Genomic DNA, 15999 nt, shown 5'->3' on the forward strand with positions numbered 1-15999 from the left:
CTATGGATTCAGAAATCGTATTAACCAGTATTCTTACAGGGTCAAAGAATAAAATAAATTCTAGGAAAATATTAAAAGGTTGTTTTGCATTGGATGAGGGCCAAAAGGATATATATGAAATTAAAAAAATTGATGCATGCATTTGCGGTGCATATGATTCTTATTGCCCCAATATGTGCTGTACAACGGGAAATGTTAAAGTTGTATTGAATTATATCAGTGAAAAAGATGATGACAATACATATAATATAGAGTACTGCCTTCCGTTTTCATTTGATGGAACACTTAAACCGGAAGATTTGGGAGAGGTGAATTTGGAGAAGCTATCCCTTAACGTAATATTGCCCCGGACTATAGAGATAGAAGCTTGTGTCACAGCTTACAACTTAAAATAATTATCATTGACATTTCATGTAATTAAATATATTATTCTTAGTAGAGGCGTTTATTTATTATATTTTTTTAAATATTTATTATATTTTTTAAATATTTTTATATATTTATATACATACAAACATATAATTTATTAGAAGCGACAAATGATAACATTAATACTCTTTACTACGGATTATTGTTATATTGAAGGATGTTTCTAATTTGCTGTTTATATATCTTAATTATTATATCAATAAGGTAAACACTTTTAATAATATTATTAATGACCGTTTAAATTAATAGATAAATTAAGCATAAAGTGTTTTAGTGATATATGTTCTTTGAATTCTAAATCTTCATAGTACTTTCTTTATTTCCCAAACTATTGCATTTATAGCACATTATTTTGGACTGAAAAGTGTTAATACACTTGTAGAATATATAGTATGATGTTTATGGATTAGCATATAGAGTTAATACTTACTTTAGCAAAATTAATATTGGCAAAATACTTTATCATATAAAAGTGCATTATATTTTAGTATGCCTTATTATGTGTTATAATAAATCATTAAATTTTTAATTAAATTCAGATATAACATGCATTTCCAATACTAACTCATAAACAACTTTAGGAGGTAATTGTTATGATCAGAATTAGAAGGTTATTGGTAGCTTTAGTAATGGCGTTAATTACCGTATCACTTTTAAATCTCACATCGGTCTTTGGAGCAACGGCTGGTACCTACAAAATAAGCGGATATGTTGACCCGGATTTTGCATCTACCAACTCCATGATTAAAGAGGGATTTAAAGTGGAAATTGTGGGAACATCATATTATGATGTTACTGACAATAATGGGTATTTTGAGTTGCTAAATATACCTATATCTACTAGTATTAATGTTAAGATTAGGTTTTCAAAAGCCGGATACTTGAGAAAAGAGATTAGTGATCTGACAATTAGCTCTGAAATTTTGATAGGTACTAAAGATGCACCGGTAAAAATGTGGCCCGGGGATTTACCTGTTAATAATATACAGGACGACGTTATTAATTTTATTGACGTTTTACAGATGGCAAAGGCTTACAATACAATTTTAAGTGAAAGTAAGTATAATAAAATTTGTGACTTCAATCTTGATAATTCAGTCAATGTTGCAGATGTTATTATTATGGCGAAGCACTTTAATGCGGTGCCAAATACATACGGTGCTGAAAAGGTCAGCTATGTTGCACCTGACAGGCCTGGATCTCCCCAGAACCTAAAGGCATTATGGTATACTGGAACAACGGCTTCACTAAGTTGGGAGGCCCCAGCGTCAAAGAGTATGACTATAACAGGGTATGAAGTATATTTTAATGATAAGATAATAACAACAGTAAAGGCAACTAATGCTGTATGTACAGGACTTAATCCAAATAAAGAAAATACTATTTACGTTAAGGCAATAAGTTCTAATGTAAAATCCGATGCAAGTAATATTTTAAGAATAACTACTCCTGTAGATGATCATGGCAATACCATTGATAAGGCAACGCCAATTGAGTGTGAAAAAGAGATTATAGCATCAATGGAAACAGGTGACGCTGTTGATTATTTCAAATTTAAGCCTCAAACAACAGGGACATATGTATTCAAAATGTATGTTGGGTTTTTGTTAAATGCATATTTATATGATGAGTCAGGAAACAAAGTAGCGGACCTTAATACTGAACAGTGTTATTTAGTGTCCGATAAGGAATATACACTTGGGGTTGAGAACGTATCTACTCCTAGTGAGTATAGATTTTATATAAGAAAAGTTACGTCAAAACCCGACTTGGTTGTAGAACGTATTCTAGTAGACAAATCATGGGTAGGTGAACCTGTATTAGTAAGAGCAAGAATAACTAATATCGGGGATGCTCCTAATCTTGGCAGCTTTAGGGTAGTGTTTGATATTGATGGCAAAAAGAATTTGCTTTGGGCTGATTGCAACACGACTATTGAAGTTGGTAATTCCGTTACTTTGGCTGTTAATGGAGGCTTAAACGGTATAACAAAATGGACTGCAACGCAGGTTGGTAATCATGTGATAACTGCTAATGTTGATAGCATGAATAAAATAAGTGAGATTTTTGAAAATAATAACATATTATCATGCAATATTTTCTTTGATGATTATCCTGATAGTTGGGAATCCGCCAAGTCTATTCAAATAGGAGCCGATATATCCGGTAATATTTCATTTTCTGAAGATAAAGATTTTTTCACTTTTACACCAGTAACTAGTGGAAACTATAGATTTGAACTACCTGGATCTTATTATACAAATGTGTTTGTTTATGATAAGAATTTTAATAAGGCTGCAGAAACAATAATTGTTACCAGGGGAGGAGCTAGGAATAGCTGCTACGTAAATGCTACATTAGCTGCTAATCAGAAATACTACATAGTTGTGCTTTCAGCAGATTCCAATAATTTTACCAGTGAGACATATAAGCTTGTATCAAGTACTTTCTAACTTTGCTTAACATTTAACCAATAAATATAGAGTCAGCTGGCAAATAAGATAAATTTTTATTGAAAAGTTTATCTTATTTGCATTACAATATTAGTATATTTAGTATAAATTGTGTTTTGTTTGTCATTATTCAATTAACTGTTTTATTTATATGGGGGGGTATTTATGAGATTTAGGGTAAAAATGTGCTTTATCTTGGTTTTATGTGTTTTTGTCATTGGCATAGTTGTTTTTCCTTTGAATTCTAATGCTTTGACTATTCAAAAGATATGCGGGTATATAGAACCGGATATTACCTATTTAAATTCGGAAGCAAAATCTGGATTCAAGATACAAATTGTTGGAACAACTGCAAGTGCAATCTCAGATGAAAACGGATACTTTCAAATAAACGGTTTTCAGTCAACTCCTGATTTGAAATACAGTTTGGAAATTACTAAGGTTGGTTATCTCAAAAGGGAAATCAAAGATATTCAAATAAACTCATCAATTTTTGTAGGTGGAGCTCAATCAATTCTTATGTGGGCCGGAGATATGCCTGTAAAAGGATTACAAGATGATTCTATTAATATGAGTGATATTATTCAAATTGCCAAGTCCTTTAATGCTGTCAAGACAGATGCCAATTATAATGCAAGCTGTGACTTTGATATGGACGGATCAATTAATATAAAAGATGTAATAGCAATATCAAAGCATTTCAATTCAACTAGTGATAATTATGAAAATATAGAAATTAGCATCATAGAAGAAGACTTAAAAGCACCGGAGGGGCTAAATTCCTTATGGTATACAGGGACAACGGTTGTGTTAAATTGGAATGCATCAGGAAGTAACATATCCGGTTACGAGGTATATTGTAATGAAAAAGTTGTAGGTACTACATCTAATACAAATTTCGTATATTATGAAATGACGCCCAATTCGATAAATGTGTTTTACATTAAGGCATTTGATAGTGAAGGAAAGAAATCATTACCAAGTAACTCCATAACGGTAACAGCATTAGCGGACGATCATGGGAACACTATGGGTAGGGCTACTCCTATAGAGAGTGGAAGGGAAATTTTGGGAGCTTTTCAAGGGGTAGGTGACTTAGACTATTTTAAGTTTGTACCAGAGAAATCTGGAATATATGTTTTCAGAACAATAAGGGGCTATTTGGTATCAAGTAAGATTGTAGATAGCAATGGTATAGAGGTCGGGTATATTAACGATTATGAGTATAATTTGAATGCTGGATATGAATACTTTATAATAAATAGCTCTGCTTTAAGTAATGGGGAATATCGATTCTTGATTAGGCCGAAAAGTATAAAGCCTGACCTTGCTATTGAAGATGTACAAATTGCGTCTGTATTAGTGGGAAATCCCGCAGCAATAAATGTTAAAATAAAAAATGTAGGAGATGTGTCATCTAAAGGGAGCTTCAGAGTTGTAGTTGATATTGATGATCAAAAGAATGTTTTATGGGCTGATTGTACTGCTGACATTGTTGTTGGAGAGTCTAACAGTATTCAAGTAAATAATGGCTTAAACGGTATAACTGATTGGATCCCTGAAAAGTCTGGAAGTCATAAGATTATTATCAATATAGATACAAATAATCAGATTGATGAGATCATTGAAAACAATAATTCATATGCTTGCAACAAATATATCGATGATTATCCGGATACTTTTGAAACTGCTTTAGGTATTGAAATGGGGAAAGAAGTCAAAGGGGCTGTAAGTAATGCTACTGATAAGGACTATTTTTATATAGTACCAAAAGCTACTGGTGTGTATCAAATTGAATTGCCCAAATCAAAATATACAAATGTGTATTTATATAATTCAAATAAGAGTCAGATTGAAAAGACCGTAATTAGTTACGATTCAAGAAATAACAGATTAAAGTGCTATGTAAAAGCTATGTTAAATGCTAATGAAAAATACTATATTGCAGTAAAGCCTGCAGACGTTCAAAATTACACATTTGAAGAGTACACTCTTTCAATGTTTGAGGTACAATAATATTTAAAGTGATCATAAATAAAAGATAGCATTTTCGACCTTTGTTATATGGCCGTTAATGCTATTTTTTATGTTTATATGCAGTTATGCAAACTAAATCTACAGCAAAACTTCCTTTTCTATCTGTGAAACTAGTATATCCAATTTAGGTTCAGGCATCATTATGTCAGGGTCCCTGTCCAAGAGAAGCTTAACCGCCAAGTAAGGCATATTTATGCCGCTAAGACAGGATATCCATACGCCTCCGGACATTCTCGGATTAATCTCAAGTATCTTTGGGCAATCACTGTCGTATCTTACCTGAACATTAAATGCATAGGACAGATTAAAAACACGGGTCAGTTCTGATGCGATATACCTAAGTTCAGGGGAGTCTTGCAGGAGTCTTGCCCTTCCATCAAGCTTCTTTCTAGGCACAGCGGCCAGAAGCTTTCCTTCTAGAGCAAGGCAGTCAACGCTGTATTCATATCCGTCTATGAATTCCATAACCATTAAGCTCTTAAATGTATCCCTTTGAGAAAGCCGATTTAATACATCATCCAATGTGACTCTTAAGCTTGCAAAAGAAAAAAGGCTGTCTATAGAGCCAGCAGACTCGTCTATAATTCTAAATCCTGCACCGCCTTCAGAATGGACAGGTTTAAAGCATACCTTGAAGCCCTCATTAGATATGCTGGTATAAGCTTTTTCAAAGTCTTGGGCATTATTAACCACATAGTACTTTGGTATATTAAATAGGCTTTTCCCATCCAATCTATGACTGGGATTGGAAATAAGATCGGTATTTTGTCTTAAATGATCATAGAATAAGGCTTTGTCAGATAAAAGCTTGGTGTTTTGTGAATCGCAACAAGTCAATAGCTTAACACCGATTTCCTCAAATCTTTGAGAGCTTTGAGTTATAGTAAGTATGTTGGTTCGAGGGGCAAATATGTCGATTTGGTGCTTTTTACAAAAGTCCAGACAAAAGTCAACATACTCATCTTCGGGAATCATTCTTTCAATTTCGTAATAATCACATGCCTTAAAAATAACTGAATTGGGGTTTCTGTTTGTACCAAAGACCTCAAATTCTATTTCGCTATTTTGCTTTATCAGGTTTATTATATGGTAAGCTGTATTAAACCAATTATTAAACCATATTCTTTTTTTATTCATCTCATCATCACCCTTAAATTACTTTGGAACCTCATTGAGCTGCCTCTCAACGATTTGCAGTATCTCAATAGAAGCTTGCAACCCTTTGCTATTTGTTATTATGCACTTTTCCCCTGGATTCAATTTATTACATATCTCACCATGGGAGGGTAGAATGGCATAATCTGCCATGGACAGAAGCTCGAAATCCATGTATGAATCTCCTGAAGCCATCACATGCTGAGGTGGAAGCATATTTTTTATGTATTCTATTGCATTCCATTTATTAAGCTGTTTGGGCATGAAATAAAGCTTTCTTCCGTGGAGGCAGCTGTGCCAGCCGTGTGCTTCAATTTCTGTCATAAAAGCAGTTAGCTCACTCATAGGTGTGGCGTCAAGTTGGACGATGCAGTAGAAAAATAGATTGTCTATCTTACGAAAATCCAAAACCCAGTCCTCATGGAAGATTTGGGATTTAAATCGGTCAATCATATGCTCTATCGGCTCACAGCTTGTAGAGATTTTTTCATTTATATGCTTGTCCCAATCATGATTTAATACTCCATCCTCCAAAATACTTCCACCATGGTTCACTACTGCAAACTTTGGCAAAATAGAAGACTTAAAAATCATTATCCTTTCGTATTGCTCCAATGTTCTAGTGGTGGTAGGAATCAGTATTAATTTGTCATTAAGGCTTTTGAGTTTTTCAAAAGTTTCGGAAAGCATATAAGTTATTATGCTTTCGTTTTTAAACTCTGACGGAATAACCTTATCTTTTAAATCGTCAGTTATATGTTTTTCCGAGAAAATCAATGTTTGATCAAGATCACTAGCAAAAATCAATTTCGTTATCTCCCCATATGTTTTATTAATCCCATACATTTATAGGATTTCAGATCATATTGCAAAACCTCAACCTTTTTTTCTCTTGCCAGCTGAAGTACATTAGACAGGCTTTTGTCATTTATGTCTTTTACCAACACTTTCCATGGCACCCTGCGTAGAAGAACTCTTATTGTTTCGCCTATACCCGGCTTAATATGGTTAATATCATCAATTGAATAGAGTCTTCCCACGTTTTCTACATCTTCCATACCAATCCAGCTTGGCTCTTCATCTATTTCTTCCTTTTTTATTTCAGAATTTATCTTTAGGTCATCTATACTTGAAAAACAGGATGCTATTTTATCTATAAAATAATTAGATAAATCTTCACCAATAAGCTCTTTGTAAAACTTTACTCCGTGAAAATCTTTGTTTCTTATGAGGTCGCTTCTATGGACTGTCCTGCTTATCAAGCCTGAAACTGTTGAATTTAGACATGCACTTGGTATAAGAAAATCCTCCCTAGTGCCATATGTCCGCACGCAGTGTCCAGGGTCGGCAAGAACTGCAAGGCCGGCATTCAGCTTGATTCCGGTTTTCTTTAAGAGATCCTCACATGACTGATGAAGAACCCTGGTTATCATGCCTTTTCCGGTCCAGCCATCCACAAATTGTATTTCCTGCTCACTATGCATTTCGACTATATACCTCACAGCGTTTTCATCAATACCTTTACCCCTGATTATTGAAACACTGTAATGGGGTACTTCCAAACCCAGCTTTTCCTTTAAATATCTCTTGATAAGAATTCCTACAGGGGTGCCTGCCCTTGCAAGAGAAACCAGCACAATGTTTTTACCTCGGTTTCGTATAATTTTATTAGAAACTACAGCTGTTGCATTGGCAAGCTTTTGTGCAGATTCATTCAGTGAGCGGTGAAAGAGCTTTATATATTCATCAGAAGGCTTGTACTCTATAGGAAGCATCTCAGAGTAATGGGTGCCTGACTGAATTGCCTTTTCTCTACACAAAGTGTCACTTTCACTAATTAGGCCGGAGATTTCCTTTAAGAGAAAACAGACATCGGTTATGTCATAGCTTCCTGAAAAAGTACAAGGAGTCCTAGTGTCGGTATTTTCTTCATGTATACTATTCAATATAGAATTATTTAAATTATTCATGTTTATCCCTTTCCAATTAAAAGTGATATGTCTATTAACACTTTTAATACTTATAATACGATAAGTGCTTTTAGGCACGATCAATAAATAACTTCCGCTATAAATTTCATTTTTTAATCATACCTTAATATAGATCACCCGAGCAAAATACTACGGTAACTTTTCTAATTCCAAGTTCCCCAATAACCTTCATGAGACTATTTATACCGCTATTATCAAAGCCCCTCTCAAAAAAAATATAGAGCTCGTCATAAAAGCCATAGGGGATGTTATAAACAAAGTTCGTCACTGAAGGATTTGGGGGACAATCAAACATAAACCTGTTGGATATAGGATAGCCTTCAGCCTGAGAAGGAAATATGGGGCTTCTTGTTGTTGAATGATAATATATTTCCTTGTCAATACAGCTTGATATCAATAGAGGAATAAACATGAACTCCTCGGTTCCTAAAAAGAGAATTTTATCACCCATTATAGAAGTCTTAATATGTTTTGATAACTCATTAATGCCATTTACAAGATTTTTTTGATCTCTAGAGTTGATGCCAAACCTTCCAGTATGCTTCAAATAGGGTATGCTGTTTACCTCACCTGTATCATTGATTGAATGCAAATCCACAAATTCCTTAAAATACTTGGCTATACTAAGGAAACGAACTTCAGGCTGCACACCCTTATTATCGCATAACAAACCCTTAGTTACAATCTCAAGGTTTCTCTCAAGGTAATGGTCTACACAATTCCAATCCCCCATTTCTGAAGTAGGAGTTGCCTTAAACTGGCCTGACACAAGGGATATAAACTGCACATTCAGGGAGTATTCCCTTTCAAACTCCTTCAGGTATTCTATATCGGCGTCCGACCGGAAGTCCAGGATTGATAGCACTATATATTCCTTGCGTTTATGGATTTTATCCAATTCTCTTATTATATTGAGCACAGTTTTCCCTGTGGATATTTCATCATCAACAAGCACTATGGGCGAATCGGATTTAAGCATCTCAGGATTTACAGGATACACCCTGTGGGATGTGGCATGAGAGTGTTCTTCTTCAAACACGACTTTGTTGCTGAAGTTTTTCATGTCTTCTCTTGTAGTATGTATAAAGTCAGCATTATCAAAGCAGCTGAAAATGGAATGTCCCAAAGCAGTTGCCGTTTCTGCAAAGGCAAGGAATAAAATATCGCCGCTTAGAGGAATTGGACTTTCCATCAGCTCTTTCCATATTACTTTTCCGTTTTTACAGTTGAGGATAGAATCAACTATTTTTTCAACCTGCGGCTTGTAAGAAAAGTTTCCGCTAAAATAATATGAGGAATCATAATAATATTCATCCAAAAATGTGTATGCAAGCAACGCACCTATAAGGAGAGAATTTACATTTGTAACGGGAATATGCTTTCCAAGAACCTTGCTTACAAAAAGGAACCTTCGCTTTTTGTTTATTCTTGCTCCAACTGAAAAAAGAAGCTCCATAGGAAGCTTATATTTGTTGTTTTTTAGTTCTATATGTACATTAAACAAATCTAAAACCTGAGAATTGTATATTTTATTTTCCATATTGATTAAAGGGGTCAGAGCAGACATGTAAAGGAATGCTGCTGGTGAAAAACCCCGAAAATGTTTGCCCTCCTCATTATTTTTTCAGCCCATAGGGTATGGGGCTTGATTTCATTCATTTTATTTGAATAAGTACTTTTAACAGCCCCATTTCCATCCGGGCAGGTAGAAAGTATGCTGCATGCATCCATATACTCTTCATGGGTTACAACGTAAAGGGAGTGTACAGGTATAATATGTGTGGGATGTATAACGGTTTTACCCATAAGACCGTTTGACTTATCCAAAGTAACTTCTCGCATAAGTCCGTCAGTGTAGTCATCAAGCAGCTTTAAACGGATTTTTTCGCCTTCCGGACCGAAGTAGCCGCGGAAAGGTGTACGACGAAGCTGAGGCTTTAATACTCTTTCACTTGAGAAATACTCCCATACGGGGCCTGAAACAACAAATTGCCTTTCAAATCTGCAGAAAGTGTTTATTAAAAATGCTATGCAGTCCCTTATTACAGATATATCGTAAATAGTTACATCAGGACTTCTGCGTATCCCAAAGAGGCCGCTTAAATCAGTTCCGCCTATCCTTATGTTTAAAACCAGATGTGAATAGTAATCGATTACTGAAACAAGCTTTTTTATAGAATCGGCTCTCTTTTCCCAATAAATGAGCTCCGGTGATTCTAAAATGGGCATTGCATAAAATGGCTTGCCAACTGATTCAATAACTCTTTTTAAATTAATAAAGTACTCTTCGCAATTGCTGTCTGTAAACTTTGGAAAAACGAAGCCTGTGATATTTTTTAATAAATTACCTGATATAACACGAACCTTTTCAAGATGCATAGGGTTACGAACCCTGATAAATATCAGGGGAATATCTTCATATTCAAGTTCACCGGATTTTATAGCTGATTCAAGTCTTTCCAAATGGCCCACCAGAGAGTTTTCCGCTTCTTCCACCATGTCGTCACCAATGGAGTCCTCGGTGCAAATGACCATGGACATTAATCCTTTGTGTTTGCTGCTTATAAGGTCTTCTATTATGTTTTTTCTGACAGCAGGCATATAAAGGGTGGCTCCTAATGCATATGCCAGATTATCCCTGCTGTCATCTCTTTTAAAGATTCCAGGTTTGATATAAAAAAATGAATCTATTTCTTTATCGTCTAAGTAGTTAAAATGCCTCACAATGCACCTGCCTAAGTTTTGATTTAGTCATGATTAAAAAATAACTTCCGCTATATATTTTGCTCACGTGTAGACTCAACTCGTCAACACCCAGGATGCATGGCGAGCAGTTTAGCGAAGCTAAACCACCAGCCGCTACGATAAGCGGAAGTAATTTTTAATTCATGCCTTAAGTCATTCCTATTCCTATATACCTTTATTTTAAAATTGCTTTTCCTACAGTTCTAAAAATTCCACTAAGTATTAATGTGGCTATACCTACAAGTACTATTTTACCCCACATGATCAAAGGAAGTGGCTGAGTATTGAAGAATGTGCCACCGAAGGTAGTAATCAACACTTGTACTACTACAATTATACCTAATACTGTAAGGAAGCTTTTGCTCTGCCTAAGGTTTTTAAATACTGGAGTACCAAGCTTCACAGTTCTTGCATTGAACATGTTAAATACTTGCATGAATATATATGTTGTGAATAGTACCGATGAGAATGCATATTTAGTGGCGTCAGCTTTTTCAAGTTCTGCTATGCTATTTACACCAAATGCATTTGCTACACCCATAATATCAAATGCCTGCATTCCTATAATAAACAACATAAAGCATACGCCCATTGTAGCAATATTATAGAACATTGTCTTAGTTACAAAGGACTCGGTACGTCTCTTTGGCGGATCTTTCATTATGTCGTCGCGGGATGGCTCCAACCCAAATCCAAGTGCAGCAAGGGTATCCATTACCAGGTTGACCCACAGAAGCTGTATAACTGTCAAAGGTATGGATTTGAAGTTTGAATTCGGGAAGAATATCATAAGTATGGGACTAAGTATTGCAATCATAAGTGCTGAAAAGTTAATGGTAAGTTGGAACTGTAAGAATTTCTGAATGTTTTCATAAAGGGTTCGCCCCCATTTTACAGCCTTTACGATACTTCCGAAATTATCGTCGGTCAATACTATATCGCTGGCTTCCTTGGCAACATCCGTACCGCGAAGTCCCATGGATATACCAACATCTGCCTTCTTAAGTGCAGGAGCATCATTTGTACCATCTCCTGTAACCGCAACAACCTTGTTTTTAGACTGAATAAGATTAACCAGCCTTTCCTTGTCCGAAGGCGTAGCACGGGCTAATACCCTTAGCTTGTCCAATACTTTTAGGATCTTTTCATCAGAGCTTTCTCTAAATTCAGTGCCTTCCATTGCAGCAAAGTCACCCTTTGCAAGGCCGATTTCCTTTGCTATGGCAGTAGCGGTCTTAATGTTATCGCCGGTAACCATCTTAACATCAATTCCTGCAGAATGTGCAACTTCAACAGCAGCAGGAACGTCTTCCCTTATAGGATCGCTTATTCCAACAAGTCCTAAGAGGATAAGATCATTTTCAACGTTTAAGGTTGAATGGAATTTCTCACTGGATTCAACTTTATAAGCAAGGGCAATGATTCTCATTGCTTTATCACTCATTTCAGAAATAAATGAATCCAAACTAGCCTTATGCTTATTTATATCTTCAACCTTTGAATCAACTATTATACTCTTACAAAAGCCTATTATTTTTTCTGGGGCACCTTTTACATAGGTTATCCTGCATTGATCGGTAACGCCGCAGTTTTTGCCGTCATCCAACACCTGGCAGTTCTTACATGTGTCGTAGCCGGTTGTTGAAGACATCATTTTTTTCTCGGATGAGAATGGGATTCTGTGGTAAACAGGGGTGTCTTCACGAAGCTGATGGAAATCTACTCCGAAAGATCCTATCCATGAGAGCAATGCACCTTCTGTTGAGTTCCCTACGACCTTGTAAGTACCATCTTCATCCTTAACGAAATCTGCTGTGGAGTTTACAGTCAAAAGGTATTTAAGTATATTAAAGTAGTTATGTTCCTTCATTTTATTGAAGGAATCCTTATTATACTTCTGACCGGCAAATAAAACCTCTTGAACGGTCATCTGGTTCTTTGTCAAGGTTCCGGTCTTGTCACTGCAGATAACATTAACAGAACCTATGGTCTCGGTTGCCATCATTTTACGGACTAGGTTGTTGTCCTGGCGTATTTTCCTCATGCTGAGTGCAAGGCTTATAGTAACGGCCATGGGAAGTCCTTCAGGAACGGCAACAACTATGATTGTAACAGCAACAATGAAATAGTTGAGTATGATCTGTATATTTTCTACTACACTATCGGGAGTTATAGCGAAGAATGACATGTAGGCCAGAAATAGAACCGCTAATAAAGGACCACCGATAGAAGCGATTTTTTTTACGTTTCCCTTGCCAAGGAACAAGCCTAGGCCGGTTACTGCAGCTATAGCCAAAATACCGATAATTGATGTTGTCTGCAGCGATGAGCTTATTGCACCAAAATCACCTTTTAAAAGTGAGGATGCAAACAGAGAAAAGAAAATCAGCACTGCAGCAGATGTACCGACTTTGCTGATGAGACCTGCAAGATCTGCCAGCTTGATCTGAAGAGGAGTCTGATCCTCTTCTTTTCTAGACAATGATCTTAATATCTCACCCATCTGCATTTTTTCACCTACTGCTGTAACAATGGCCTTTCCTTGACCAGATACAACAACGGTACCACCTATAATTTTTTCATCTTCCTCTGATTTGTTGACTGCCAGGGATTCACCTGTCATAAGCGATTCATCTATAAGTAGGTCTACACTGTTTATAAGGGTTGCATCAGCAGGTACCTTGTCGCCGCTTTCAACCTCCAAAATATCTCCCACAACCAGCTCGTGGGTTGATATGACATTTAATGTGCCATTTCTGATAACTTTTACCTGTATGTTTTCATTATCCTTCTTCAGGGTCTCGAAAGCCTGATCAGCCTTATATTCGCTCAGGAAGCCAACTCCGGTTGCAATGGCTACCGCTATAAATATGCCGATTCCTTCCCAGGGAACATGGCCTTCGTAAAACCCTAATAGCACCGAAATTGCAGCACATATGCACAGAATTATAATTGTAGGGTCTTTAAATTTTTCGAGAAATTGTTTCCATAATGGGTCTTTTTCTAAAGGTGTGATTTCATTTTTTCCATATTTGTTTCTATTATTAATTACAGATTCATCCGTTAAACCTTGATGTGGATCGGTATTAAACTCTTTTAAGAATTTTTCCGCACCCTTATATATTCTTGTTTTATTATCCATATCTACTCTCCATTGTCTATTATTGATATCTCATTACAATATCCTTAAGTCCAAGATCATTTGTACCTTCTCCAACCGCAGCGAATTTCCAGTCAGTGTTGTATCTGTAGATTTCACCAACTATCAAAGCTGTTTTTCCAGCATAATTTTCAGTTAAATTGTACTTTAGCATTTCCTGATTAGTCTGTGGGTTAACAATCCTGATAAATGCATTATTAACCATTCCAAAATCCTGTTTTCTTTTTGCACAATCATAAATATTTACTACAAAAACAAGCTTGTGAACATCAGCAGGAACTCTTGACAAATCAACATGCACCTGCTCATCGTCTCCGTCTCCTTCACCTGTAAGGTTGTCACCGGTGTGAATTACGCTTTGGCAAGGGCTTTTAAGATTTCCGAAGTATACAATATTCTCTTTGCGGGTAATTCTGTTATTGGCATCCAGCATCAAAACAGATGCATCACAGTCGAAATTAACATTGTTGAAAAGACCTTTAAGAAGTCCTGGCTTTACAGGGTCCCAACCCAGTCCTATCAGCAGTTTTGATATTGATGTTCCTTTTGTTAAATCAATTCTTTGTCCTTTTTGAAGATTAATACTCATAAATGCTCATCCTCCGTAATTTTCTTAATATTTTATCCAAAAAACCAATTCAAATACAATTATAGAACATAATTTATCGGCACATAAACTATTTGAAGAATATTTATTAAAATAATTCAAATAATTTATTACCATATAAATAATTTACACTATTAGGCGGGAAAAAGCAATAAAATTCAAGTTAACTCTTTTTTTACCCTTTCGGATATATAATCCTTTATGATCTGCTTTTGTGCTTCAATATACTTATTCAAAAAGTTTTCAATATGATCTGCCAATAGTTTTCCAGTGTAATAGCAATTTATAATGTATGAACTGCACTTATATCCATCCTCAAATGACATGAGTTTGGTGCGAGTTGTGATACTAATAGCTGTACGAAGATACTCAAGACTTTCTTCAAGACTCTTTTCAAGGTTACCCAAGTTAAGCCTTTGTATAACATATTCATTAACAAAAATTATCTTAAAATAGTAATGTTTTTTGTTGTTATCTGTTCCTATATAATGCTCTATTCTATAATCATTCTCAATGCTGCTTTTAAGAATACATTCGTCCTTTTCGGATAAATGCATGGAAGGAGAGTAAACAGATGAGTTGGAATAATAATCTATAAATATGTCCTGTCTGGCTTTATCTAAAGAATGGTACCTAAGTTTTACCAAATAGCGGCATAGATCATAAATGAAACTTTCACAATACCCTGAGAAACGGGTTCTCTCCTTGGATGATGAGAAGCTCTTGCATACATTACAGCTTGAATTTAACACATTATTTATAATACCAAAAGCCAGTTCGCTGTCATCATCTGCGGATTCATCTATATCTATGTTGAGATTGAGAGCATAATCGGTATTCTCAAAAACCCTGCAATTAAATGCAAGCTCAACTGCTTTTTTGTACTTTCTCATAAAATCCTTGTTAGGAATACGGCCTAAAAAATGCATGGCTTCATCCAAAAGAGAAAGTATTTTTAAAGAATCACTATCTATTGTGCATTCAGAAGCTTTAAATATCCTTACAAAAGAGCTTATTACATCATCGTTCTCTTTTTGAATATTAAAGTCTAGCTGTTGCACGAGCTGCTTTTTCTCACTCAATTTTTTATATAAACGGTCATAGGAAAGCTTTATAACTATACCTGAGGAAAGCAGCAGTTCAGTGAATTGGGGGGTATATTTAAACTCAATATCCAAAGAAAAAGGGTTTTCATTTTGGATATGATTATGAAACTTAAATTCAACATTACATAGACTATTGGTTATATTTGGTAATAAAATATCTAAAGAATCAGCCTCCGTTTCATCCGTAATACCTTTTTTAAAAAACAAATTTAGAAATTTAGACATTTTGCAGGTTCCTTTCAACAGATGGAGAAAATTTGGTGTCATTTTAGTATAAATAAGTTTCGATATTAATAATAGTAATTTATAATAATAA

At 35.4% G+C, this 15999-nt stretch carries 11 protein-coding genes; 3 read left to right on the forward strand and 8 right to left on the reverse strand.

The genetic code is table 11. The annotated features are described in order from the left end of the window. The first annotated feature begins 2 nt into the window (after positions 1-2). From VIO64_RS14410 to VIO64_RS14420, 3 genes are all read left to right on the forward strand, one after another. Positions 3-395 carry a hypothetical protein gene (locus VIO64_RS14410; protein ID WP_331919429.1) on the forward strand — a complete coding sequence of 131 codons (393 nt, stop codon included), beginning with the start codon at positions 3-5 and terminating at the stop codon, positions 393-395. A gap of 627 nt (positions 396-1022) precedes the next feature. Continuing rightward, a complete protein-coding gene (locus VIO64_RS14415; RefSeq protein WP_331919431.1) occupies positions 1023-2882 on the forward strand; it encodes a CARDB domain-containing protein in 1860 nt (619 codons plus the stop codon). A gap of 165 nt (positions 2883-3047) precedes the next feature. Further along, positions 3048-4898 carry a CARDB domain-containing protein gene (locus VIO64_RS14420; protein WP_331919433.1) on the forward strand — a complete coding sequence of 617 codons (1851 nt, stop codon included), beginning with the start codon at positions 3048-3050 and terminating at the stop codon, positions 4896-4898. A gap of 99 nt (positions 4899-4997) precedes the next feature. Here the strand turns inward: VIO64_RS14420 and VIO64_RS14425 are convergent, their stop codons facing one another. The 8 genes from VIO64_RS14425 to VIO64_RS14460 form a co-directional block, all read right to left on the reverse strand. After that, complete coding sequence (locus VIO64_RS14425) at positions 4998-6056, reverse strand: ATP-grasp domain-containing protein (protein ID WP_331919435.1); 1059 nt, start codon at positions 6054-6056, stop codon at positions 4998-5000. Positions 6057-6074: 18 nt separating this feature from the next. Further along, entirely contained in the window at positions 6075-6881 is an 807-nt protein-coding gene (locus VIO64_RS14430) for an HAD family hydrolase (protein ID WP_331919437.1), read from the reverse strand. Between the two features lie 5 nt (positions 6882-6886). After that, entirely contained in the window at positions 6887-8044 is a 1158-nt protein-coding gene (locus tag VIO64_RS14435; RefSeq protein WP_331919439.1) for a cysteine protease StiP family protein, read from the reverse strand. A 124-nt stretch (positions 8045-8168) separates the two neighbouring features. After that, positions 8169-9632 carry a phosphoribosyltransferase family protein gene (locus VIO64_RS14440; protein WP_331919441.1) on the reverse strand — a complete coding sequence of 488 codons (1464 nt, stop codon included), beginning with the start codon at positions 9630-9632 and terminating at the stop codon, positions 8169-8171. Beyond that, entirely contained in the window at positions 9620-10789 is a 1170-nt protein-coding gene (locus VIO64_RS14445) for an HpcH/HpaI aldolase/citrate lyase family protein (protein WP_331919443.1), read from the reverse strand. The genes VIO64_RS14440 and VIO64_RS14445 overlap by 13 nt, the downstream gene beginning before the upstream one ends. A 196-nt stretch (positions 10790-10985) precedes the next feature. Beyond that, positions 10986-13952, reverse strand: coding sequence for a calcium-translocating P-type ATPase, PMCA-type (locus VIO64_RS14450; RefSeq protein WP_331919445.1), 2967 nt, complete (start codon positions 13950-13952; stop codon positions 10986-10988). A 19-nt stretch (positions 13953-13971) separates the two neighbouring features. After that, positions 13972-14559 (reverse strand): TerD family protein, encoded by a 588-nt coding sequence (locus VIO64_RS14455; RefSeq protein ID WP_331919447.1) that lies wholly within the window; start codon positions 14557-14559, stop codon positions 13972-13974. Between the two features lie 176 nt (positions 14560-14735). Beyond that, complete coding sequence (locus VIO64_RS14460; RefSeq protein WP_331919449.1) at positions 14736-15908, reverse strand: hypothetical protein; 1173 nt, start codon at positions 15906-15908, stop codon at positions 14736-14738. Positions 15909-15999 lie beyond the last annotated feature (91 nt).

The sequence above is a fragment of the Pseudobacteroides sp. genome (assembly GCF_036567765.1).
Taxonomy (GTDB): domain Bacteria; phylum Bacillota; class Clostridia; order Acetivibrionales; family DSM-2933; genus Pseudobacteroides.

Coding starts and splice junctions, on each gene's coding strand:
- VIO64_RS14425 (WP_331919435.1), bottom strand. CDS start 6,056: ATGAATAAAAAAAGAATATGGTTTAATAATTGGTTTAATACAGCTTAC.
- VIO64_RS14420 (WP_331919433.1), top strand. CDS start 3,048: ATGAGATTTAGGGTAAAAATGTGCTTTATCTTGGTTTTATGTGTTTTT.
- VIO64_RS14435 (WP_331919439.1), bottom strand. CDS start 8,044: ATGAATAATTTAAATAATTCTATATTGAATAGTATACATGAAGAAAAT.
- VIO64_RS14440 (WP_331919441.1), bottom strand. CDS start 9,632: ATGTCTGCTCTGACCCCTTTAATCAATATGGAAAATAAAATATACAAT.
- VIO64_RS14415 (WP_331919431.1), top strand. CDS start 1,023: ATGATCAGAATTAGAAGGTTATTGGTAGCTTTAGTAATGGCGTTAATT.
- VIO64_RS14410 (WP_331919429.1), top strand. CDS start 3: ATGGATTCAGAAATCGTATTAACCAGTATTCTTACAGGGTCAAAGAAT.
- VIO64_RS14455 (WP_331919447.1), bottom strand. CDS start 14,559: ATGAGTATTAATCTTCAAAAAGGACAAAGAATTGATTTAACAAAAGGA.
- VIO64_RS14450 (WP_331919445.1), bottom strand. CDS start 13,952: ATGGATAATAAAACAAGAATATATAAGGGTGCGGAAAAATTCTTAAAA.
- VIO64_RS14460 (WP_331919449.1), bottom strand. CDS start 15,908: ATGTCTAAATTTCTAAATTTGTTTTTTAAAAAAGGTATTACGGATGAA.